The organism is Xanthomarina sp. (genome assembly GCF_035306705.1).
Lineage (GTDB): Bacteria > Bacteroidota > Bacteroidia > Flavobacteriales > Flavobacteriaceae > Xanthomarina.
In genome coordinates this window covers 21,697-43,065 of sequence record NZ_DATGNO010000030.1, presented here as the reverse complement: position 1 = coordinate 43,065, position 21,369 = coordinate 21,697, and the positions used below count along the sequence as shown (strand labels likewise).

At 34.5% G+C, this 21,369-nt stretch carries 22 protein-coding genes; 8 read left to right on the top strand and 14 right to left on the bottom strand.

What is annotated here, in order from left to right; all coding sequences use genetic code 11:
- Positions 1–11: 11 nt before the first annotated feature.
- The 7 genes from rodA to VKY47_RS02530 all read right to left on the bottom strand — a co-directional run bounded on the left by rodA (position 12) and on the right by VKY47_RS02530 (position 7,897).
- Positions 12–1,289: a rod shape-determining protein RodA gene (rodA, locus tag VKY47_RS02560; protein ID WP_324310105.1), complete on the bottom strand. Its 1,278-nt coding sequence runs from the start codon at positions 1,287–1,289 to the stop codon at positions 12–14.
- Positions 1,289–3,148: a penicillin-binding protein 2 gene (mrdA, locus tag VKY47_RS02555; RefSeq protein WP_324310103.1), complete on the bottom strand. Its 1,860-nt coding sequence runs from the start codon at positions 3,146–3,148 to the stop codon at positions 1,289–1,291. The genes rodA and mrdA overlap by 1 nt, the downstream gene beginning before the upstream one ends.
- Positions 3,148–3,651, bottom strand: a complete 504-nt coding sequence (locus VKY47_RS02550) for a rod shape-determining protein MreD (protein ID WP_324310102.1) — start codon at positions 3,649–3,651, stop codon at positions 3,148–3,150. The genes mrdA and VKY47_RS02550 overlap by 1 nt, the downstream gene beginning before the upstream one ends.
- Positions 3,644–4,465 (bottom strand): rod shape-determining protein MreC, encoded by an 822-nt coding sequence (gene mreC / locus VKY47_RS02545; protein ID WP_324310100.1) that lies wholly within the window; start codon positions 4,463–4,465, stop codon positions 3,644–3,646. Before mreC ends, VKY47_RS02550 begins: the two co-directional genes overlap by 8 nt.
- A gap of 8 nt (positions 4,466–4,473) precedes the next feature.
- Positions 4,474–5,502: a rod shape-determining protein gene (locus VKY47_RS02540; RefSeq protein WP_324310099.1), complete on the bottom strand. Its 1,029-nt coding sequence runs from the start codon at positions 5,500–5,502 to the stop codon at positions 4,474–4,476.
- Between the two features lie 238 nt (positions 5,503–5,740).
- A complete protein-coding gene (gene purH / locus VKY47_RS02535) occupies positions 5,741–7,273 on the bottom strand; it encodes a bifunctional phosphoribosylaminoimidazolecarboxamide formyltransferase/IMP cyclohydrolase (RefSeq protein ID WP_324310097.1) in 1,533 nt (510 codons plus the stop codon).
- A 168-nt stretch (positions 7,274–7,441) separates the two neighbouring features.
- The gene (locus tag VKY47_RS02530; protein WP_324310095.1) at positions 7,442–7,897 is read right to left on the bottom strand and encodes a GAF domain-containing protein; all 456 of its coding nucleotides are present in this window, start codon (positions 7,895–7,897) and stop codon (positions 7,442–7,444) included.
- A gap of 91 nt (positions 7,898–7,988) precedes the next feature.
- Here VKY47_RS02530 and xrtF point away from each other — a divergent pair, with 91 nt between their 5' ends.
- From xrtF to VKY47_RS02500, 6 genes are all read left to right on the top strand, one after another.
- Positions 7,989–8,540: an exosortase family protein XrtF gene (xrtF, locus tag VKY47_RS02525; RefSeq protein ID WP_324310094.1), complete on the top strand. Its 552-nt coding sequence runs from the start codon at positions 7,989–7,991 to the stop codon at positions 8,538–8,540.
- Positions 8,533–8,961, top strand: coding sequence for an exosortase F system-associated membrane protein (locus VKY47_RS02520; RefSeq protein ID WP_324310092.1), 429 nt, complete (start codon positions 8,533–8,535; stop codon positions 8,959–8,961). Before xrtF ends, VKY47_RS02520 begins: the two co-directional genes overlap by 8 nt.
- 67 nt (positions 8,962–9,028) lie before the next feature.
- Positions 9,029–9,442, top strand: a complete 414-nt coding sequence (locus VKY47_RS02515) for an HYC_CC_PP family protein (protein WP_414731187.1) — start codon at positions 9,029–9,031, stop codon at positions 9,440–9,442.
- A 221-nt stretch (positions 9,443–9,663) separates the two neighbouring features.
- Positions 9,664–11,901, top strand: a complete 2,238-nt coding sequence (locus VKY47_RS02510) for a TonB-dependent receptor (protein ID WP_324310088.1) — start codon at positions 9,664–9,666, stop codon at positions 11,899–11,901.
- 29 nt (positions 11,902–11,930) lie between these two features.
- Positions 11,931–12,287 carry a heavy-metal-associated domain-containing protein gene (locus VKY47_RS02505; RefSeq protein ID WP_324310087.1) on the top strand — a complete coding sequence of 119 codons (357 nt, stop codon included), beginning with the start codon at positions 11,931–11,933 and terminating at the stop codon, positions 12,285–12,287.
- A gap of 107 nt (positions 12,288–12,394) precedes the next feature.
- Complete coding sequence (locus tag VKY47_RS02500) at positions 12,395–12,595, top strand: putative signal transducing protein (protein ID WP_324310086.1); 201 nt, start codon at positions 12,395–12,397, stop codon at positions 12,593–12,595.
- Between the two features lie 87 nt (positions 12,596–12,682).
- Here the strand turns inward: VKY47_RS02500 and groL are convergent, their stop codons facing one another.
- From groL to miaB, 7 genes are all read right to left on the bottom strand, one after another.
- Complete coding sequence (gene groL / locus VKY47_RS02495) at positions 12,683–14,311, bottom strand: chaperonin GroEL (protein WP_324310084.1); 1,629 nt, start codon at positions 14,309–14,311, stop codon at positions 12,683–12,685.
- Positions 14,312–14,446: 135 nt separating this feature from the next.
- Positions 14,447–14,722 carry a co-chaperone GroES gene (groES, locus tag VKY47_RS02490; RefSeq protein ID WP_324310083.1) on the bottom strand — a complete coding sequence of 92 codons (276 nt, stop codon included), beginning with the start codon at positions 14,720–14,722 and terminating at the stop codon, positions 14,447–14,449.
- A gap of 166 nt (positions 14,723–14,888) precedes the next feature.
- Complete coding sequence (gene secG / locus VKY47_RS02485) at positions 14,889–15,233, bottom strand: preprotein translocase subunit SecG (RefSeq protein ID WP_324310082.1); 345 nt, start codon at positions 15,231–15,233, stop codon at positions 14,889–14,891.
- Between the two features lie 2 nt (positions 15,234–15,235).
- Positions 15,236–16,207: a hypothetical protein gene (locus tag VKY47_RS02480; protein WP_324310080.1), complete on the bottom strand. Its 972-nt coding sequence runs from the start codon at positions 16,205–16,207 to the stop codon at positions 15,236–15,238.
- Positions 16,208–16,211: 4 nt separating this feature from the next.
- The gene (locus VKY47_RS02475) at positions 16,212–16,718 is read right to left on the bottom strand and encodes an LptE family protein (protein ID WP_324310079.1); all 507 of its coding nucleotides are present in this window, start codon (positions 16,716–16,718) and stop codon (positions 16,212–16,214) included.
- Positions 16,719–16,726: 8 nt separating this feature from the next.
- Complete coding sequence (locus tag VKY47_RS02470; protein ID WP_324310077.1) at positions 16,727–17,986, bottom strand: sigma-54 interaction domain-containing protein; 1,260 nt, start codon at positions 17,984–17,986, stop codon at positions 16,727–16,729.
- Positions 17,987–18,188: 202 nt separating this feature from the next.
- Positions 18,189–19,634 carry a tRNA (N6-isopentenyl adenosine(37)-C2)-methylthiotransferase MiaB gene (gene miaB / locus VKY47_RS02465; RefSeq protein ID WP_324310076.1) on the bottom strand — a complete coding sequence of 482 codons (1,446 nt, stop codon included), beginning with the start codon at positions 19,632–19,634 and terminating at the stop codon, positions 18,189–18,191.
- Between the two features lie 164 nt (positions 19,635–19,798).
- Between miaB and VKY47_RS02460 the strand changes: the two genes are divergently transcribed.
- A complete protein-coding gene (locus VKY47_RS02460; protein ID WP_324310074.1) occupies positions 19,799–20,554 on the top strand; it encodes a hypothetical protein in 756 nt (251 codons plus the stop codon).
- A 31-nt stretch (positions 20,555–20,585) separates the two neighbouring features.
- The gene (locus VKY47_RS02455; protein WP_324310072.1) at positions 20,586–21,344 is read left to right on the top strand and encodes a hypothetical protein; all 759 of its coding nucleotides are present in this window, start codon (positions 20,586–20,588) and stop codon (positions 21,342–21,344) included.
- Positions 21,345–21,369: the final 25 nt, after the last annotated feature.

The window sequence follows — 21,369 nt, the reverse complement described above, 5'->3', positions numbered from 1 at the left end:
TAATTTTTCAACTACCACTCATTAATCCTATTGGAATCGAGTTTAATAAAAATGAACAAAAGAATGGTGAAAGCCCAAAGTCCGGAGCCGCCATAACTAAAAAATGGAAGTGGAATACCTATGGTTGGAATTAGTCCCATAACCATACCTATGTTTACCATAAAATGGAAGAACAAAATAGCGGCCACACTATAGCCATAAACTCTACTAAACTGCGATTTTTGTAATTCGGCAAGATGTAAAATTCGCAAGAGCAGTAGCACAAAAAGTATTACAACAAAAGAGGTGCCTGCAAAGCCCCATTCTTCGCCAACGGTACTAAAAATGTAATCTGTATGTTGTTCTGGTACAAATTTTCCAGTAGTTCTAGTGCCCTGCATAAAGCCTTTTCCTGTTAGACCTCCAGAACTAATGGCTTTTTCAGATTCGTAAAGATTGTATAAAATATCCCGACGCATTTCAGCAATTCTTGTAGGATCTTTTTCCAAACGCAACCAAAGACTAATTCGGTCTTTTTGATGGCTTTGTAAAATATTATCGTATAGAAATTCAACCCCAGTACTTAAAATAACGCAAGCTATAATGGTAAAAATGGTTTTTATAAGAGCTGGCTTTCTTCGTCTTGTAAAATGATAGGTTAAAATAATGAGGGTAATGACAATACTTGTGGATATGTCATCAAATTTCAAGGAACTTATAGAAATTGCAGCCAATAGTACACCTATAATTAAATATATTCTAGGCAGTCCTTCGCGGTAGAACACAAAAAAGAAAGCCGTATAAACCAAGGCACTACCGGTATCGTTTTGAAGTACTACCAGAATGGCAGGAATAGCAATAATTATTAAGACTTTAACCTGATCTTTAAAATACTTTAAATCGATGTTTAAGTCGCTAATAAACTTGGCGACGGCAAGCGCTGTGGCCGCTTTGGCAAATTCGCTCGGTTGTATGGTCATTCCACCTATACCGTACCACGCCGTGGCGCCATTAACATTTTTCCCAAAAATAAATAGGCCAACCATGGACAGCATGGAAACGATATAAATAACACTGGAAAACCTTTCGTAAAACTTAGATTCTATAGATAAAATGAGGATGATTAAAGCGAAGGTTAAAAGAATAAATAAAGATTGTTTTCCATAAGGTTGATCTATATTAAAATAGTCTACGGTATCGCCAACATGAGAAGCCGATAAAATATTAAGCCATCCAAAACCTACCAACAGTAAAAATAAAATGATGGTGAGCCAATCAAATTGAAAATATTTATTATTATCTCTATACATTATCTGTTAATGGTGAAAGGTTTCCCCGAATAAGGTTTTGCATATTCGTCTTCTAAGCTTTTTTCTAAAACAAGTTTTTCCATTTGTTTTAAGGTCACCTCTCCTTTAATATATTGTTCTATCATTAAACTGGCAATTCTTCCTGCCCAACGCGAGCCATAATATCCATTTTCCACAAAAACAGCTATGGCAATTTTCGGGTTATCCTTTGGAGCAAAGGCAATAAAAATAGAATGGTCGGTTAGTTGGGTTCTTTTACCTTCAATGATAGCAAAATTTTCTGATGTTCCTGTTTTACCACAAATTTCAATTCCAGGAACTTTTAAATATTGTGCAGTTCCATAATTATAAACATCAAATAGACCTTCCACCACAGGTTCGAAGTATTTAGGATCTACAGTTGTGTGCTTCATTGTGGTGTAATTTTCGTCTATAGGCTGCCCAGCTATTTCTTTAATAATGTGTGGGGTGTAATAGTGTCCTCTGTTGGCAATGGCAGCTGTAGCATTTGCCAATTGAATAGGGGTTACTAAAACTTCACCTTGGCCAATAGCATTGGAAATAATGGTTGTGGAACCCCATTTAAAATCTGGATACCATTTATCGTAATAAGCACCATCTGGGATGTTACCTTTTTTTCCAATAGGCAAGTCGTAACCAAGAAAATCGCCCAAACCAAAACTTTTCATATGGTTGCTCCAAACGTCCATGGCATGGCCAGCATCAGGATATTTATCGATACTTTTTCTAAAAGCATTTGCAAAATAGGAGTTACAGGATTTCGCAATACCCAGAATTAAATCTCGTCTTCCACCTCCACAATGACACGCCATAGAACCTCTTCTTCCATAATGATAAGCTCCAGTGCAAACGATTGTGGTTTCTGGAGTAATGGCATTTTCTTGGAGCGCTTCTAAAGCTACTAGAATTTTAAAAGGTGAACCTGGTTCGTGCATGCGCAACAAACCTCTATCTATTAATGGACGGCTTAAGGTGTCGTTATATAACTTGGTGAAATTTCTAGAACGTTGTCTGCCCACTAGTAAGTTAGGGTTATAAGTAGGGGCAGAGATCAAGCTTAAAATCTCTCCTGTAGAAGGTTCGATAGCAACAATTCCTCCACGTTTATTTTGCATGAGTTTTTCGCCGTATTCCTGAAGTTTGGCATCAATAGAAATGGTAATGTCTCTTCCTTGTTGTGGAATGGTGTCGTATAGGCCGTCTTTATAAGGGCCTAAATCTCTGTTAAATCGATCCTTCTGAATAAATTTAATGCCTTTTACACCTCGAAGTTGTTCCTCGTAAGAGAGCTCAACGCCTTGTTTACCCAATAAATCACCCATGTTGTAATATGGGTTTTTTTCTATTTGGTTGGGTGTTGCTTCAGCAATATATCCTAAAACGTTTGCTCCAATGGATGTTTGATAGTCGCGAATTGAACGTTTTTGAATATAAAATCCTTCATATTTCCTCATTTTTTCTTGCAGAACAGCATAATCTTCTTTTGAAAGTTGTGCTACAAAAACAGAAGGCAATCTAGGTGAATAATGGTAAGCCCGTTTATAAATTTTTTTAAATTGTTCTATGTCAATTTTCAAAAGATCGCAAAACTCCAAAGTGTCTAATGGTTTTACATCTTTAGGAATTACCATCACATCATACGAAGGTTGGTTAGAAACCAAAAGAGTACCATTTCTATCGTAAACAAAACCGCGTTTTGGGTAGTCGTATACTTTTCTAATGGCATTATCGTCGTAGAGATTATGTTCTTCAGAATTGTAAACCTGTAAATAAAAGAGCCTAGCAATAAAGCTAAGGCCTACTAGAATAATAGTAATAAATAGTAAAAGTTGTCTCATTATTTTCTCCTGTTAAAAATAACGGTTGTTAATAAACAAAGTATAATAGTAAATATACTAGAGAATAACGTGTTTTGAAGGATTAAAATTATGTTATAAAAGTTAAAAATTTCCAATGAAAACAGAACGAAATGATGAATTACTGTTAAAATAACAATATAGGTAAGTTTAGAGCCAAATTCCACATTGCTAAACTTCATGGTTTGATGGTCGTAAACAGCTCCAAAAGAAAACTTTAAAACAACAGGCCTTATGTAGGCAATTGTAACAGCAGCGGCAGCGTGAATACCGCCCGAGTCCAAAAACATATCTATGGTTAATCCCAGAAAAAAGCTTAATAAAAGAAAGATAACCCGATTGTTTTTTAAGGGAAACAACATAATAAATAAAATATACAAATACGGATTGATATAGCCTAGGAAATTAATATGGCTCAATATCAGTACCTGCAATAAAACCAGGAGGATAAAACGGGAGGCATGTGTTAATACAATACTATTCATGTGGGTTGTTTAATAGCATGTTAATTTCTTCTACATCCTTGTTTTCAATAACATACACGTGTTCTAAACTAGTCATATCGTTAAATAAACGTACATGAATGGTGTAATAATTTTCAGAAGCATCCAGATTATAACTTTCTATGGTTCCTACTGGAATGTTTTTAGGAAAAATGGCCGAGCGCCCAGAAGTTACAATAGTATCTCCTTTTTTTATGGGTGCAATTTTCTGAATTTCGGTTAACTGCACAATGTGTGGCGATTTGCCATTCCAAATTAAAGAACCAAAATGGTTGGATTTTTTTAACTGGGCACTTATGCGACTGGTAGTATTTAAAATAGAAATAACCGTAGCATATTTTTTACTGGTATTATCTATAATGCCCACAATTCCTTTTGAAGAAATAACCCCAAAATCCTGTTGAATGCTATCTCTTTTCCCTCTATTTAACAACAACATATTATTGCTTAAAGAGTAACTGTTTTTTATAACAATTGCGGGAGAAAATTTATATGAAATTCCCGAGTATGAACTATCAATAAATGTGTTTTGAAGGCTGTCTGGTCGATTGTACAAAACAGATCTTAATTGATTGTTCTCTTCTTGAAGTAACTCGTTTTGAGTTCTTAGATGGATGTACTCATTGACATTATTTACAGAATTATAAATTCCTCCAGACAAAAAATTTGCCGAATTTATAAATTTACTTTTATGATACGAATGCGATTGAATAGTAAAGCCAAAAGCAATTGAAAACAACAATAAGTATAACAAAAAGCCTCTGTTTCTTATGATGAAGTTTATTATTTGCTGCATGTGTTAGGCTATTTTATCAAAACGCTTTTGTATTTAGATAAGTTTTTTAGAGTAATTCCTGTACCACGAACAACCGCACGTAATGGATCTTCAGCAATGTAAACAGGTAAATCTGTTTTTTGAGATAAACGTTTGTCCAAACCTCTTAACATCGATCCGCCACCAGCTAAGTAAATACCGGTATTGTAAATATCTGCCGCCAATTCTGGAGGTGTTTGAGATAGGGTTTCCATAACGGCATCTTCTATACGCAAAATAGATTTATCTAAAGCCTTGGCTATTTCTCTATAAGAAATATTAACTTGTTTTGGTTTTCCAGTTAACAAATCGCGTCCTTGAACACTCATGTCTTCTGGTGGAAGTTCTAAATCTTCAGTAGCGGCACCAATTTGGATTTTTATTTTTTCGGCAGTACGTTCACCAACATATAAGTTGTGTTGGGTACGCATATAATATACAATATCATTTGTAAAAACATCTCCAGCAATTTTAACCGACTTGTCGCAAACAATTCCTCCAAGAGCTATAACTGCAATTTCGGTAGTTCCACCACCTATATCCACTATCATATTTCCTTTAGGTTGCATAATGTCCACACCAATTCCAATAGCTGCTGCCATTGGCTCGTGAATTAAGTACACTTCTTTTCCATTAACACGTTCGGCACTTTCTTTTACCGCACGCATTTCAACCTCTGTAATTCCAGAAGGAATACAAATAACCATGCGCAAAGCAGGTGTAAAAAACTTCCTTTTTAAGGCAGGAATGTTTTTAATAAACATACTTATCATTTGTTCACTCGCATCAAAATCTGCAATTACCCCATCTTTCAAAGGTCTAACAGTTTTAATGTTTTCGTGTGTTTTTCCTTGCATCAAGCTAGCTTCCTTACCTACGGCAATTATTTTTCCAGAAATTCTATCTCGTGCAACAATAGAAGGGCTGTCTACTACTACTTTGTCGTTATGAATAATTAGTGTGTTTGCAGTACCTAAATCTATTGCAATTTCCTCGATTAGGAAGTCAAAAAATCCCATGTATTTTAGTCGTTTAGTTGTGGGTTGTTAATCAAATCTTGTAAATGTAATAAAAGTTATGCAATAATTAACTTTGGTTTTCTTTTTGAATTTTATTTTTCGATGAGATGCTTATTTTTAATAAGATAACCTCTATTTATTAATGAAATCCGCAAATTTTAACTAGCTAAAAGCTTTGTTAAATAAAAAGTTATAAAAAAACTCCACCTTCCTGTCTTCCAACTGGCAGGCATGGAACTTAGTGTTTAAAATGTCTTGTTCCTGTAAACACCATAGCCACATTATTTTCATTGCAATAATCAATACTCAATTGGTCTTTAATAGAACCGCCTGGTTGAATAACTGCCGAAACCCCAACTTTATCTGCAATTTCTACACAGTCTGGAAACGGAAAAAACGCATCACTTGCCATAACGGCTCCATTTAAATTAAAATTAAAGGATAGTGCTTTATGGATGGCTTGGTTTAAAGCGTCTACACGACTGGTTTGCCCTGTTCCACTAGCACATAATTGTTTGTTTTTTGCTATAACAATGGTATTGGATTTCGTGTGCTTGCAAATTTTTGATGCAAATATCAAATCTTCTAACTCGCTTTGGCTTGGTTTATTGTTGGTAGCATAAGATAAATCTGAAATTGAATCGGTTATATTATCTCTATCCTGAACTAGAATGCCATTTAAACAGGTTCTAACTGTAGTTTGAGGCAAGTCGATTTCTTTTAAAATCAATAAAATAAGATTCTTTTTAGTTTTTAATAATTCTTCAGCTTCTGTTGAAAATGAAGGGGCAATAACGACTTCGCAAAATAAATTATGAATTTCTTTAGCTGTTGCTAAATCTATTTCCGTATTACTTATTAAAACACCACCAAAGGCAGAAACCGGATCTCCAGCCAAAGCATCTAAATAAGCTTGATGAACAGTGTCTCTTTGTGCAAAGCCACAAGCATTATTGTGTTTTAAAATAGCAAAAGTAGGCGCCTCTCCTTTAAACTCGTTCATTAAATTAACAGCAGCATCCACATCCAACAAATTGTTGTAGCTTAATTCCTTTCCATGAAGCTTGGTGAAGATGTCGTCAAAATTGCCAAAGAAAAATCCTTTTTGATGTGGGTTTTCGCCATAACGCAATACTTGACCCTGAGTTTCGCTAATTTTTAGAGTAGTTATTTCATGATTTTTATTGAAATAATTAAAAATAGCCGAATCGTAATGTGAAGACACATTAAAAGCTTTGGCTGCAAATGCTTTTCTATCGTTTTCAGAAGTTTCTCCGTTTTTGGTTTGAAGTAATCCTAAAAATTCGCTGTAATCTTCAACCGAAGACACACAAATTACATCTGCATAGTTTTTAGCAGCTGCACGAATTAATGAAATTCCTCCTATATCAATTTTCTCAATAATATCTTGATTGTTTGCTCCAGAAGCAACCGTTTTTTCAAAAGGGTATAAGTCAACAATAACTAAATCTATTTGTGGGATTTCGAAATCTATGAGTTCTTGAACATCACTTTCGTTGTTTTGTCTGTTTAAAATTCCACCAAATACTTTGGGATGTAAGGTTTTTACACGTCCACCAAGAATGGAAGGGTAGGACGTAACGTCTTCAACAGGTACTACTGGAATGCCTAAATCCTTAATGAATTTCTCTGTTCCACCAGTTGAATAAATTGTAACGTTTTGTTGATGTAGTTGGTTTACAATAGGTTCTAATCCGTCTTTGCTGAAAACAGAAATTAAAGCCGATTTAATGGTTTTGTTGTTGCTCATTTTAGTTGTATTGTGTGTGTGGATATGATTTCGTAAAACGAAATTTTATCGCGTAAGAATGTTAGTTGTTTTTAATGAGTGCAAAAGTAGGGATTTCAATCAAAAAAAACCTAGTTCTAGAAGCTAAAAACATAGGTTTTTTCAACTTAAACAAAAAGTTATCAACAACTATAGAATTGTTGCAACTTTCTTACATACAAATTCTAAAAATCGTTCATCTGCTTCGCTAAATGGATCGATTGTGTTGGAATCTATATCTATTTGTCCAATATTTTCATTATTAACAAAAATAGGAATCACAATTTCGGCCTTCACGGTCATGCTACAAGCAATATAATTATCTTGGGCAGAAACATCTGGAACCACGAAATTCTTATTGCTAACAGCCACTTGTCCGCAAATACCTTTTCCAAACGGGATTATGATGTGATCTGTTGGTTCCCCAACATACGGGCCTAGTTTTAATTCGTTTTTATCGCCGTTTTTAAAATAAAAACCTACCCAATTGTAATATGGGATTTCTGCTTCCAAAAGCTCGCAAATGTTTTTTAAACGCACATCAACCGTTTTTTCTGTGGAAGAAATAATGTGTTCTATCTGTGGTTTTAGAGAGGTAAAAGTCATTGTTTGAAAATTTTTAACAAAAGTATTTAAAAAGGGAGCATTCTCATGTGTAATTTGTATAATTTTAACGTCGGAATCTATATCATTTTTTTTGAAAGAACTTATTTTAAAATATAAAACGGTTATCAAGTTTATTCTCACCTTTCTGTTGGTGTATGCCGTTTTGACTTTTTCATATAAATTATATTTACAATACGGTTCGAGTGAAACTTACTATCCAGATTATATGACGAATTTGGTGGCTCGGCAAAGTAAGGAGTTATTGGAAACACTAGGCTACGATGCGCAAGTTATTCCACATCCAAAAGAAGCTTCCATGAAACTTATTATTAATAATAAATTTGTGGCTCGTGTTATTGAAGGTTGTAATTCCGTGAGTGTTATTATTCTATTTGCCTCATTTATTGTTGCTTTTGCAGGTAAGTTTAAAACCACGTTTTTTTATTTGTTGGCAGGTAGTGTTTTAATTTACATTGCTAATCTTGTTCGAGTTGTTATTTTGTCTGTTGGCCTCTATCATTATCCTTGGCGCAAGGATATTTTGCACCCGGTTATTTTTCCTGCCATTATTTATGGAATGGTTTGTTTGCTTTGGTTGTTTTGGGTAAATAGATTTTCTAATCCAACGAAGAGCCATGAATAAACTACTAAAATTCATCTTGTTTTTTGTTTTGGTTGGTTTTTTGGTGCTAATTCGGGTTTTTGAAGAACAGCTTTTCTACGACCCGTATTTGTCATTTTTTAAAAACGATTATCTTTACATCGATTCCCCAAGACAGGAAGTTTTTAAATTGGCGGCATACACCACACTTCGTTATGTATTGAATACCATTATCTCTTTAGCCATTTTGCTTGTGCTTTTTAAAGATAAGAGTATCATCAAATTTTCCGCACTTATTTACGTCATCGCGTACGTGGTGTTTATGTCTTTATTCTTGTATTTTGTTATCAACCCAAAGCAAGAGGAATACTATCTTTTTTTTAATGTAAGACGTTTTCTAATTCAACCATTAATTGCCTTATTGCTTATTCCAGCTTTTTATTATCATAAACAGCGTTTATAAATAAGAATCTTAAAATTAAATTGGTGTTTCATTTGCTTTTTTAGTAATTTCGTCCCGAAACTTTATGATGATAAAAGCATTTTTACATAAAATTTTTTCAGCAACATTAGCCTGCTTGGTATTATTTTCAACCCTGTCTTTTACGGTTGAAAAACATTACTGTGGCGATAATTTAATTGATGTCGCCATATTTTCTAAAGTAGATAATTGTGGGATGGATATGGATTCTGCGTCCTCCACTTATTTGGAAAAAAAGCACTGTTGCAAAGATGAAATCCATGTGTTTAAAGGTCAGGATAAGCTGAAAAAAGTATCTTTTGAAGACCTACAATTAGATCAGCAATTATTTCTTGAAGTTTTTTCTTATACGTTTTTAAATTTTTTTGCAGGCTTGCCAGAGCAGGTAATACCTCATAAAAACTACTCTCCACCCAATCTGATTGCCGACATACAAGTGCTCGATCAGGTTTTTATTATTTGATTTGTTTTGAATTTTAGTGTCAACTCGAATGCCTTAATTTATTAAGATATATCGAAACTGGCACGTAATTAACATGTTTTCGATACCATCAGTTTTCGAAAGCCAATTTTCAATAGTTAATTTATTAAAACAAACACAAATTCAAATATGGAATATATTTTTATTCAAAATTATATCAATTTATTTATGGCTATTTCTTTGCCAATTAAAGCTGTTAAATTATGAGGAAATTAGCAGTTTTATTAGCCCTTTTACCTATTATTTCTTTTTCACAAGAAAAGATAAAGGGAATGATTATGGAAGTGAACGAAGCAAATAAGCACATTCCTGTTACCGGTGCCAATGTGTATTGGTTGGGCACCACTGTTGGGACTGTAACTGATTTTGATGGAAAATTTGCTATCTCATATAAAACCGATTACAAAAAATTAGTCATTAGTTTTGTAGGTTATAAAACCGATACCATAACTGTAAAAAGCACAGATCATATCCATCATTTACTTACATCTACCAGCAGTTTGAATGAGGTGGTTTTAACATCCAGAAAACAAGCAACTGCCAAATCTTATCTGCAATCTCAAAATGTGATGAATATTAGTAGCGACGAACTTTTAAAAGCAGCGTGCTGTAATCTTTCGGAAAGTTTTGAAACCAATCCTTCCATCGATGTTAATTTTGCCGATGCTGTTTCAGGTACCAAACAAATTAAAATGCTGGGCCTTACAAGTCCTTATATATTGATTACTACTGAAAACATTCCTTCTATTCGTGGCGCATCGCAAGCTTATGGTTTGAGTTTTATTCCGGGAACCTGGGTTGAAAGTATTCAAATTACCAAAGGAGCCGGAAGTGTGGTTAATGGTTACGAGAGTATTGCTGGACAAATAAATGCCGAATTAGTGAAGCCAAAAACCGACAACTCGTTGTTTGTTAATTTATATGCCGGAAGCAACGAAAGATTGGAGATGAACGCACATTTAAATACAAACGTATCGGATAAATGGGATACAGGTTTGTATATTCATGGAAATACACATAATAAAAAACACGATGTCAACGACGATGGTTTTATGGATATGCCAATCTATAATCAGATTAACTTGATGAATCGATGGCAATATACCAATCCAGAAAAAGGCGTGGTAAGTTTTATTAATGTGAAATATTTAAACGACAACAAGCAAGGAGGTCAATTAAATTTTAATCCAGAAACCGATAAATTGACAACTCATGCCTGGGGAAGTGAAATAGACACCCAACGTTTTGAAACGGCCGTTAAATTAGGTTTTGTTAATACAAACATTCCATATCAAAGTTTGGGTGTGCAAGCAGCTTTTAGCTGGCATGAGCAGAGCTCGTATTTTGGACTCAATATTTACGATATTACCCATAACAGTTTGTACGCAAATGCCATTTATAATAGCATTATTAGCGACTCCCGACACAAGGTGAAAACTGGATTAAGCTATACTTACGATCATTACAACGAATTGGTGAACACAACAGAATACGGACGCACCGAAGCATCTGTTGGTGGTTTTTTTGAATATAACTATGATAATTTAGATAAACTGAATTTAACAGCTGGGATTCGGGTAGATAATCATAACTTACTAGGTGTTTTTGTAACGCCAAGGTTGCATGCCCGTTATACACCCTGGGAAAAATCGGCTGTGAGAGCTTCTATAGGAAGAGGGAAACGAAGTGCCAATATTTTCACTGAAAACCAAAGCATGTTTGCTACTTCTCGAATTATAAATATAGTAAATTCTGGAGGAGATATTTATGGACTTGATCCAGAAATAGCATGGAATTATGGAATCTCTTTTTTACAAGGATTTAATCTGTTTGGAAGAAAGGCCGATGTGACTTTAGATTTTTATAGAACCGACTTCCAAAATCAGATTGTGGTAGATTATGAAAATCCGCAAGCTGTTAGTTTTTATAATTTAGACGGAGAAAGTTATGCCAATAGTTTTCAATTGGAGTTTAATTTCAACGTATTCAAACAATTCGATTTACGCACGGCTTATAAGTTTTACGATGTTAAAACCCAATATAATTCGGGGAAATTAGAAAAGCCTTTAACGGCTCAACATCGCCTGTTTGCTAACGTGTCGTATGAAACAAATTTAAAAACCAATGGAAGTCATTGGAGATTTGATGCTACATATAATTGGTTGAGCGAGCAACGTTTTTCTTCAACTATAGCAAATCCTGTGGCATACCAAGTGCCAGAATACTCTCCAACAGTTGGGACGTTAAATGCCCAAATAACCAAAGTGTTTTCACCTAAATTTGAAATATATTTTGGTGGTGAGAATATTACAGACGTTAGACAAGAAAGTGCTATTTTAGCGCCAGACGATCCTTTTGGTTCCTATTTTGATACCACGTTTGTGTACGGACCTGTTTTTGGAAGCACTTATTATGCAGGATTACGATTTAAAATACAATAAAAAAACAAGAACAACTTAAAAATTTTATTATGAAAAAATTAGGAATATTATTAGTGATGCTGATTGGAATGACGGCTTTTTCGCAAGACAAAAACGCAAGAGCTACAATGGAAGTGGATGGTGTTTGCAATATGTGTAAAGAGCGAATTGAAAAAGCATGTATTCAAACCAAAGGAGTGAAATCGGCAGTGTGGAATGTGAATACCCATGAGCTAAGTCTTATTTATGATGCTCGTAAAACCGATTTAGCAACTATTGAAACCAATATTGCTGCTGTAGGTCACGACACCAAAAACGTTGTAGCAACTGAAGATGCTTATAACAGTTTACACAATTGTTGTTTATATCGGGATGAAAAAGTGGTAGACGACCATAAAGATGACTAACTAAAAGTATAAAACTTAAAAAGCCCAAACTGAAGTTTGGGCTTTTTAAGTTTGGAGAATTGCCATTTAAATGCGTAACTTAGAATACCTTTTATAAACTATAAATTATGGATAGAAAGTTGATTTTTTCGGGAAACTCCCAGATTTTAGCATCAGGCGTTAAAAATGCCCTTGACGAAGCAGGTATTACTTATTTTGAAGTTAATAAATCGGACTCTTCCTACCCAGGTATTATTGGAGAAATAGATATTTTTGTGAATGGAACAGATGAAGTAAAAGCAAAATCTCTTATTAAGGATATCGTCTAATTATAATTCATTTTAAAAACTAAATACAAAAAGCGTCTCAATTTCTTGAGACGCTTTTTTATTATAAATGGTATCCAAGTTTACAACTTACATCATGCCTGGCATTCCACCTCCACCCATTGGCATGGAAGGAGTATCTTCTTTAATTTCTATTAAAGCACATTCTGTAGTTAGAATCATTCCTGCAACCGAAGCTGCATTTTCTAAAGCAATACGAGTTACTTTCTTAGGGTCTACAATTCCAGCTTTAAGCATATCTACATAAGTTTCAGTTTTGGCATCAAATCCAAAAGCACCTTTTCCTTCGATAACTTTAGCAACTACAACACTTCCTTCGCCACCTGCATTTTCAACAATAGTACGTAAAGGAGCTTCAATTGCACGAGCAACGATTTGAACGCCTGTCGTTTCGTCTAAGTTATCAGTAGTTAATTTCTCCAATACTGATTTTGCTCTAACTAAAGCAACACCACCACCAGCTACAATACCTTCTTCAACTGCAGCTCTAGTAGCATGTAAGGCATCATCAACACGGTCTTTTTTCTCTTTCATTTCAACTTCACTAGCAGCACCAACATAAAGTACAGCAACGCCACCAGCCAATTTAGCTAAACGTTCTTGTAGTTTTTCTTTGTCGTAATCGCTTGTAGTTGTTTCAATTTGTGTTTTAATCTGGTTTACTCTTGCTTTAATGTCTTCAGCTTTTCCAGAACCATTCACTATGGTTGTGTTGTCCTTATCTATAGTTACCGTTTCAGCAGTACCTAACATGCTTAAATCGGCATTTTCAAGAGAGAATCCTCTTTCTTCAGAAATAACAACACCACCCGTTAAGATAGCGATATCTTCTAGCATGGCTTTACGTCTGTCTCCAAATCCAGGAGCTTTAACTGCAGCAATTTTTAATCCACCACGTAATTTATTCACTACTAAAGTAGCTAATGCTTGACCTTCTACATCTTCAGCAATAATTAATAGTGGACGGCCAGATTGAGCAACTGGCTCTAATATTGGAAGGATTTCTTGTAAATTAGAAATCTTTTTGTCGAATAGTAAGATATACGGATTTTCTAAATCGGCAACCATTTTATCGGCATCTGTTACAAAGTAAGGAGAAAGGTATCCTCTGTCAAATTGCATTCCTTCAACCACATCCACATAGGTATCCATACCTTTTGCTTCTTCAACAGTAATTACACCTTCTTTACCAACTTTTCCGAAAGCTTGAGCTATTAAATCGCCAATGGTATCGTCGTTATTGGCAGAAATCGATGCAACTTGTTTGATCATTTCTGATGAGTTGCCAACTTTTTTAGCTTGTTTTTCAAGGTCTTTAGTAATGGCTGCAACAGCTTTGTCAATCCCACGTTTTAAATCCATTGGGTTTGCACCAGCGGCTACGTTTCTTAAGCCTTCTTTTACAATTGCTTGAGCTAAAACGGTTGCAGTTGTAGTTCCATCACCAGCTAAATCGTTGGTTCTTGATGCTACTTCTTTTACCATTTGAGCTCCCATGTTTTCAAGCTCGTTTGCTAATTCTATTTCTTTTGCTACGGTTACTCCGTCTTTGGTTACTTGAGGAGCACCAAAGCTTCTGCTAATAATAACGTTTCTACCTTTTGGTCCTAAAGTTACTTTTACTGCATTAGCCAATGCATCGACACCGCGTCTTAGTCCGTCGCGAGCATCTATATCATATTTTATATCTTTTGCCATAATGAAAAATTTTGTTTAAAATTTTTAAATCTCAAAATTCAAATATTAAATCCCAAAAAGGAATTGTTGTCATTAAATTAGAGATACTTGGAAATAATTTTTATATTTTTTGGTTCCGAGAATTCGGGATTGCAATTAAATAACTGCTAGAATGTCGCTTTCACGCATTATTAAATAATCTTTCCCTTCAAGTTTAAGTTCGGTTCCAGAGTATTTTCCGTAAAGAACTGTGTCACCAACTTTTACTGTCATTGGTTCATCTTTAGTGCCTTTACCAATAGCCATAACTTTTCCTTGTTGCGGTTTTTCTTTGGCATTATCAGGGATGATAATTCCAGAAGCCGTTTTAGTTTCGGCCTCAACAGGTTCTATAAGAACTCGATCTGCTAAAGGTTTAATGTTTAAGCCCATAGTTTATATTTTTTTATTTAGTTAATAATTTTTTACTGTAATAGAGAGGTACTAAAAATGTGCCATGATAGCTTGTCTGACAAATTTTCATTCAAAAAAAAATGCCAACTATAATAGTTGGCATGTATCGTGATTTTTTTTTGAAACAATTTTATTCTTCAGACCCTTATTCGGTTTCAGTATTGTTTGTTGGCATTGGAGCTGCAGGAGTTACTGGAACTACTGGTTTAGAAACTGCTTCAGTATCTAAAGCTTTAGAATCTACTACGCCAGAACCTTTGTTAATGGCAACGTTAGATAATAAAATTAGAACTAACATAAAAGTTGCTAAAGCCCAAGTGCTCTTGTCTAAAAAATCGGTTGTCTTTTTTACACCTCCTAATTGTTGTGTTCCACCACCGCCAAAGGAAGAAGATAAGCCTCCACCTTTTGGATTTTGTACCATAATAACTACTATTAGTAGAAAGGCGACAACGACAATTAGTGCTAAAAATATTGTAAACGTACCCATTGTTATTTGTTATTTTGTTCTTGTAATTTTTTTATTGCTTTAATTTGGTCTGCAAAGAAACCACTTTTTTCTGGATATTTCAAACTTAAAATGTTGTAAGATTGAATTGCTTTCTTGAAGTTTTTTTGTTCAAGGTAAATTCTGGCTAAAGTTTCGGTCATTAGGGATTCGGTCTGAATCATCTGTTCTTCAGCTATATTGCCAATGCTGCCAGTGTGCTCTTTTGGTTTTAACTTTGGATTGTTGGAAATAAACCGATCGATTAAATCAAATTTCTTATTTCTGTTAATAGATAGATCTTCTTCTATTGTTTCAAGTTTTGGATTTTCAACAGGAGCAGATTCCGGTCGTTCAATAGGTTTAAAACTAGCAATTTTTAACCACTCGTTAAAAGAATGGGTTTCACTTTTATTGAATTGTAGAGGTTTACCTATTTGCAAAACGCTATCGGGAGAAACTGGGTTTTCTAAAGTGTTTTTATCTGAATCGTCTTTATCCTGAATCGTTGTCTTTATATCCTCTTCGGGAGGTTCAGGACCAAAATAGGCTAATTTTTCTTTTTTTATTTTTGGTTCAAATAAATCTGGATCAAATACGCCTGTGGTAGCTTCAATTTGTTTGTTAAGCGTGTCGTCGATATTTACACTTTTAGACACTGAAATATCTTCAACATCTACGAGAATATCTTTTAAATGAGCTGTATTTTGTTTTATGTACTGTGAGATCTTATTTTGAAGGAATTCTTCCGAAGTAATAAAATCGAATAAAATACTTCTGTCTGAAGTATAGGCTGCCGTTGTTTTTAATTCCTGATTATATTTAAAGCTTTCTTTGCTTTTTAGTCCTTTTAAATAAAGGGCTCTAGCTGCCTGAAAATATGGAAATTCTTCGGTAATGGCTAATAAGGCTGAGGTATTTTCAGTGCTTATGCCTTGCGGATCTTGAAGGATGTCTATAAATTCTTTTTGATTCATTTTACTACCACTTAGCTAAGGTTGCATTGAAAATATCTTGCGTGAGTCTTTCAAAAATCTCTTCGACGGCTATTACTTTTTGTGCACCAACAAGGTTCATGTCTCCAGCATAATCATAGAAAAATGAGAAACGCTGTTCTAAATCGTCTGCTTCATTTTTTCTATTATAAAAACGCACGTTTACGGTAATCGTTAATTTGTTCTGTGCAGCGGTATTATTGGCTGTTGCTGTAGTTGGCGAGATACGGTATTCGGTAATTTCACCTTCATAAATTAAATCGCCACCAGAGGTTACCAATTCTAAATTGGTCTGGTTTAAAAGTAAATCGGCCAGTGCATTTGTAAAATCCCTGTCTAATCCAGGTTCTACTAAAATAGCATTATTCTGAAAGTAATTAACTTGAAAGGTTTTTATGTTTGATGAAATGGAAGCTCCAGTAAACGAATAGGCGCCACAACCTAGAATGGTGAGTGAAATAAGGGCAAAAAGAGTGATTTTGAATAATTTCATAGGAAGTATTATAAGTCGTATTGCTTTATTTTTCTGTACAAGGTGCGTTCGCTAATGCCTAATTCGGCTGCTGCCAATTTGCGTTTTCCATCGTGACGTTCTAACGATTTTTTTATAAGTTCCAATTCTTTATCGTGTAAAGATAGGGTTTCTTCTTCCTCAATTTCTTCAGCGAAATGATATTTATCTTGAGGTTCTACAATAGATTCGTAACTGTCTGCCGATTTTTCACCAATCGATAAAACTTCTAAATCCTCAATAGTTGCATCTTCTTCATCCTCGTCTCCATAAATTTTTTGGATAAGTCCTTCGTGATCTTTTTGAACTTCTTTCCCACTGCCACTTTTCATAAGTTCCATGGTAAGTTTTTTCAAATCGTTTAAATCACTCTTCATATCAAATAATACTTTGTACAGAATTTCCCGTTCATTGCTAAAGTCACTTTCAGATTTAGAGGTTCTTACAACAGCCGGTAAATTGCTGCCTTCGTTAGGTAAATAGCCTTGAAGGGTAGCAGCGTTAATCGTTCTATTTTGTTCTAAAACCGAAATTTGTTCGGCTATATTTCGCAATTGTCTGACGTTTCCGCTCCACCTATATTTTAGCAAAACAACAACGGCATCGTCTGTTAATTTAATGGTTGGCATTTTGTATTTTAAGGCAAAATCGCTCGCAAATTTTCTGAAAAGTAAATGAATATCTTCTTTTCTTTCTCTTAAAGGAGGTAAGTGAATTTCGACGGTGCTCAATCTATAGTAAAGATCTTCACGGAATTTTTCTTTTTTAATGGCTTCAAACATGTTCACGTTTGTGGCTGCCACAATGCGTACATCGGTTTTTTGAACCTGACTGGAACCTACTTTTAAAAACTCGCCATTTTCCAATACACGTAGTAAGCGTACTTGGGTGGTTAGGGGTAATTCGCCTACTTCATCCAAGAAAATTGTTCCGCCATCTGCTACTTCAAAATAACCCGATCTGGCTTGGGTAGCACCAGTAAACGATCCTTTTTCATGACCAAAAAGTTCGGAGTCTATAGTCCCTTCTGGAATGGCTCCACAGTTTACAGCTATATATTTTGCGTGTTTCCGGTGGGATAATTGATGTATAATTTTTGGAATACTTTCCTTACCAACTCCAGATTCTCCAGTTACCAAAACCGAGATATCTGTTGGCGACACTTGCATGGCTTTTTCTATGGCACGATTAAGCTTGGCATCGTTACCAATAATTCCAAATCGTTGTTTTGTTGCTTGAATGGATTCCATATTATTTCCTGCGCAGGCAGGAATCTTTTTAATTAGTTTTTATTTATATAATCGTAGGTAAAACTATTTGATTCAAATAGATTGCCATAATATGTTGTCGTTTGTGTTTTGGTCTTGCCATTTGAAAAGGAAAATATTAAATGGATTAAGATTTTTTTTTCATTTTCATTATGCATAAGATTCTTGCCTTCGCAGGAATTTGTTAATGATTTAATGAAAACCCAATAGCTTCCCCAATTAAAGTTGCGCTGGTACAATTAGTTATTTTTACCTGAACCAAATCTCCAACCTTGTAATTTTCTTTTGGAAAAACGGCTACACTATTTTGTGAGGTTCTTCCAGACCACTCGGCATCAGATTTTTTAGACTCTTTTTCAATTAAAACTTCTACGACCGTGTTTAAGTATCCTTTTGTTTTAATCTCGCTATGTTCCCGTTGGCGCTGAACAATTTCAGCCAATCTGCGTTTTTTTACATCTTCAGGAACATCGTCATCCAATTTACGTTCTGCCATAGTTCCTGGTCTTTCGGAATACATATACATAAAACCAAAGTTGTATTTTACATAGTCCATTAAACTTAAAGTATCCTGATGGTCTTGTTCTGTTTCTGTTGGAAATCCAGAAATTAAATCTTGACTAATAGCACAGTTCGGAAGGATGCGCTTAATATTGTCTATTAATGCGAAATATTCTTCACGGGAATGCAAACGGTTCATTTCCTTTAAAATTCGGTTGCTTCCACTTTGAACAGGTAAATGGATGTGTTTGCAAATATTATGGTGTTTAGCCATAGTTTTTATCACATCCATGGTTAAATCTTGTGGATTTGAGGTAGAAAAACGAATGCGCATTTTTGGATATGTTGTGGCACACATATCTAATAAATTTGAAAAATTAACGGCTGTTGCTTGTTGTAAATCGCTAGCCTTATCAAAATCTTTCTTTAAACCTCCTCCATACCAAAGGTAACTGTCCACATTTTGTCCTAAAAGCGTGATTTCCTTAAAGCCTCTAGTCCATAAATCGTTTACTTCTTCTAAAATACTTTGCGGATCGCGACTTCTCTCGCGTCCACGAGTAAAAGGTACCACACAAAAGGTACACATGTTGTCGCAACCACGAGTAATGGAAACGTAGGCAGTAACGCCATTGCTGTTTAAACGTACAGGAGAAACATCGCCATATGTTTCTTCTTTAGAAAGAATAACGTTGATAGCATCTCTACCATCATCTACTTCAGCAAGTAGATTGGGTAAGTCTTTATAAGCATCTGGACCTACAACTAGATCTACAATTTTTTCTTCTTCCAGGAATTTGCTTTTTAAACGTTCGGCCATACAGCCTAAAACGCCCACTTTCATGCCTGGGTTGGTGCGTTTTACAGCATTGAATTTTTCTAAGCGTTTTCTAATGGTTTGTTCGGCTTTATCACGAATGGAACAGGTGTTTATTAAAACCAAATCGGCGTCTTCAAGAATTTCTGTGGTATTATAACCCTGATCCGAAAGAATGGAAGCCACAATTTCACTATCGCTAAAATTCATCGCACAGCCATAGCTTTCAATATAAAGCTTGCGCGAATTTTGATCTTTATTTTCTATAACCAGACTTTCGCCTTGTTTATTTTCTTCTATAACTTTATTCATGGTTTTTTGAAAAATTATTTTTAGTCAATTTTTCTGCCTGTTTAAGCAAGCAGCTGCAAATATACAATTATTTTAAGGAAAGTGACAAAGTGGCAGAGTGTTAAAATTATTATAAGAAGTTACATTATTTAATTACTTTTAACCGCTAACCAAATACCCTTACAATGACCTTCCTAGAAATAGAAACTAGAATTAAAAACGCACCTCCATTAGATTTTGGAAACCTTATTAACGATGTTATCGAATTGTTTAAAAACATTTGGCTAAAAGGGTTTATATCCGTTTTGCTTATCCTGGTTTTTGCCTTGGGGATTATTTTTGTTTTTAGCCTTATTGGGCTTGCTCCTCAAAACCTAACATTTCAAGAGACCTTCGAGTTGGAAAATTTTTACAATTCGTATTTTTTAAATGTGCTTTACGGAATTCCTCAAACTATTTTAGTAAGTACTGTAACACTTGCTGTTTTAGCTGCTTTTTATAGAATATGCAGGCAATTTGTTTTAGGAGAAACTGTAGAGGCTAATTATTTCTATTTCTTTAAAAAGGAATATTTCTCAAAAGTATTTATGTTAGGAATGATTTACACGGCTATTGCTGCTGTGGCTCAGCTTATGTTTATACTTCCATATTTATACGTTTATATTCCATTATCCTTTTTTGCTGTTGTTTTAGCTAATAATCCAGATATGGGTGAGTTGGCAATAGTGAAGTTGAGTTTTAAATTAGGTAATAAAAAGTGGTTTATTACCTTTATAACCATGCTTGTTGCTGGAATTATTGGGATGTTGGGAATAATTGCCTGTGGAATAGGAGTTGTATTAACGATATCTATTGCTTATTTGCCTTCATTCCTTGTTTATAAAGAAGTGGTTGGATGGGATGAAAGCAATGAGATCGACACTATTGGAACTCTTGATTAATCGAATTATTAGAAAATAAAATCTCTATTATATGAACCCTATAAACATCCTATTAGAAAAAATTGAAAATGCCAAAGCTTTGGATTTTGGTGATATTTTTAACGAAAGCATCGAGCTCTTTAAGAAAGTTTGGCTTCAAGGTCTGATTATGTTGCTTTTAAATGCAGCGATTTTAATCCCATTTTATTTTATCATGTATCTTCCATTGCTTGGAGCAGGCTTGTTAGAGTCTAATGAAAACTATGATTTTGAAGATTTCAATATGATTCTTATGATACCATTATTCATTTTTATCTTTGTTTTCTCTTTGGTAGCTATGGTGGTTAGTTTTGGAATGAAAGCTTCTTTTTATAGAATCTGTAAGCATAAGGATTTAAATATTGCGGTTTCTGATGATTACTTCTTCTACTTAAAAAGACCTTATTTAGGGAAAGTCACTGTTTTGTCTCTTATGACTTTTGGAATTTCTCTCTTGGCAACCTTGCTATGTTTTTTACCACTTATTTATGTCATGGTTCCGGTAACTTTAATAAATGTTATTTTTGCTTTTAATCCAGATTTATCAGCATCAGATATTGTAAAAGCAGGTTTTAAGCTAGGGAATAAAAAATGGCTATTAACCTTCGGATTGATTTTTATCTCTTCAATTTTAGCCCAAATGGTTGGAATGTTGATGTGTTTGATAGGAATTTTTGTTACGGTGTCTTTTTCATATCTACCAGCTTATTTCGTTTACAAAGGATCCGTTGGTTTTGAGACTACTGTTGAAACCCCAAGACTTGAAGACTAAAAGCTCTTTACCCGATTAAACACGT

Bases quoted from the DNA above. Each gene is read 5' to 3' on its own strand.
- VKY47_RS02475 (WP_324310079.1), bottom strand. From the start codon at position 16,718: ATGAAATTATTCAAAATCACTCTTTTTGCCCTTATTTCACTCACCATT.
- VKY47_RS02505 (WP_324310087.1), top strand. From the start codon at position 11,931: ATGAAAAAATTAGGAATATTATTAGTGATGCTGATTGGAATGACGGCT.
- VKY47_RS02460 (WP_324310074.1), top strand. From the start codon at position 19,799: ATGACCTTCCTAGAAATAGAAACTAGAATTAAAAACGCACCTCCATTA.
- miaB (WP_324310076.1), bottom strand. From the start codon at position 19,634: ATGAATAAAGTTATAGAAGAAAATAAACAAGGCGAAAGTCTGGTTATA.
- VKY47_RS02510 (WP_324310088.1), top strand. From the start codon at position 9,664: ATGAGGAAATTAGCAGTTTTATTAGCCCTTTTACCTATTATTTCTTTT.
- groL (WP_324310084.1), bottom strand. From the start codon at position 14,311: ATGGCAAAAGATATAAAATATGATATAGATGCTCGCGACGGACTAAGA.
- VKY47_RS02550 (WP_324310102.1), bottom strand. From the start codon at position 3,651: ATGAATAGTATTGTATTAACACATGCCTCCCGTTTTATCCTCCTGGTT.
- mrdA (WP_324310103.1), bottom strand. From the start codon at position 3,148: ATGAGACAACTTTTACTATTTATTACTATTATTCTAGTAGGCCTTAGC.
- rodA (WP_324310105.1), bottom strand. From the start codon at position 1,289: ATGTATAGAGATAATAATAAATATTTTCAATTTGATTGGCTCACCATC.
- secG (WP_324310082.1), bottom strand. From the start codon at position 15,233: ATGGGTACGTTTACAATATTTTTAGCACTAATTGTCGTTGTCGCCTTT.
- VKY47_RS02500 (WP_324310086.1), top strand. From the start codon at position 12,395: ATGGATAGAAAGTTGATTTTTTCGGGAAACTCCCAGATTTTAGCATCA.
- mreC (WP_324310100.1), bottom strand. From the start codon at position 4,465: ATGCAGCAAATAATAAACTTCATCATAAGAAACAGAGGCTTTTTGTTA.
- VKY47_RS02530 (WP_324310095.1), bottom strand. From the start codon at position 7,897: ATGACTTTTACCTCTCTAAAACCACAGATAGAACACATTATTTCTTCC.
- VKY47_RS02480 (WP_324310080.1), bottom strand. From the start codon at position 16,207: ATGAATCAAAAAGAATTTATAGACATCCTTCAAGATCCGCAAGGCATA.
- VKY47_RS02455 (WP_324310072.1), top strand. From the start codon at position 20,586: ATGAACCCTATAAACATCCTATTAGAAAAAATTGAAAATGCCAAAGCT.
- VKY47_RS02515 (WP_414731187.1), top strand. From the start codon at position 9,029: ATGATAAAAGCATTTTTACATAAAATTTTTTCAGCAACATTAGCCTGC.
- VKY47_RS02520 (WP_324310092.1), top strand. From the start codon at position 8,533: ATGAATAAACTACTAAAATTCATCTTGTTTTTTGTTTTGGTTGGTTTT.
- VKY47_RS02470 (WP_324310077.1), bottom strand. From the start codon at position 17,986: ATGGAATCCATTCAAGCAACAAAACAACGATTTGGAATTATTGGTAAC.
- groES (WP_324310083.1), bottom strand. From the start codon at position 14,722: ATGGGCTTAAACATTAAACCTTTAGCAGATCGAGTTCTTATAGAACCT.
- VKY47_RS02540 (WP_324310099.1), bottom strand. From the start codon at position 5,502: ATGGGATTTTTTGACTTCCTAATCGAGGAAATTGCAATAGATTTAGGT.
- purH (WP_324310097.1), bottom strand. From the start codon at position 7,273: ATGAGCAACAACAAAACCATTAAATCGGCTTTAATTTCTGTTTTCAGC.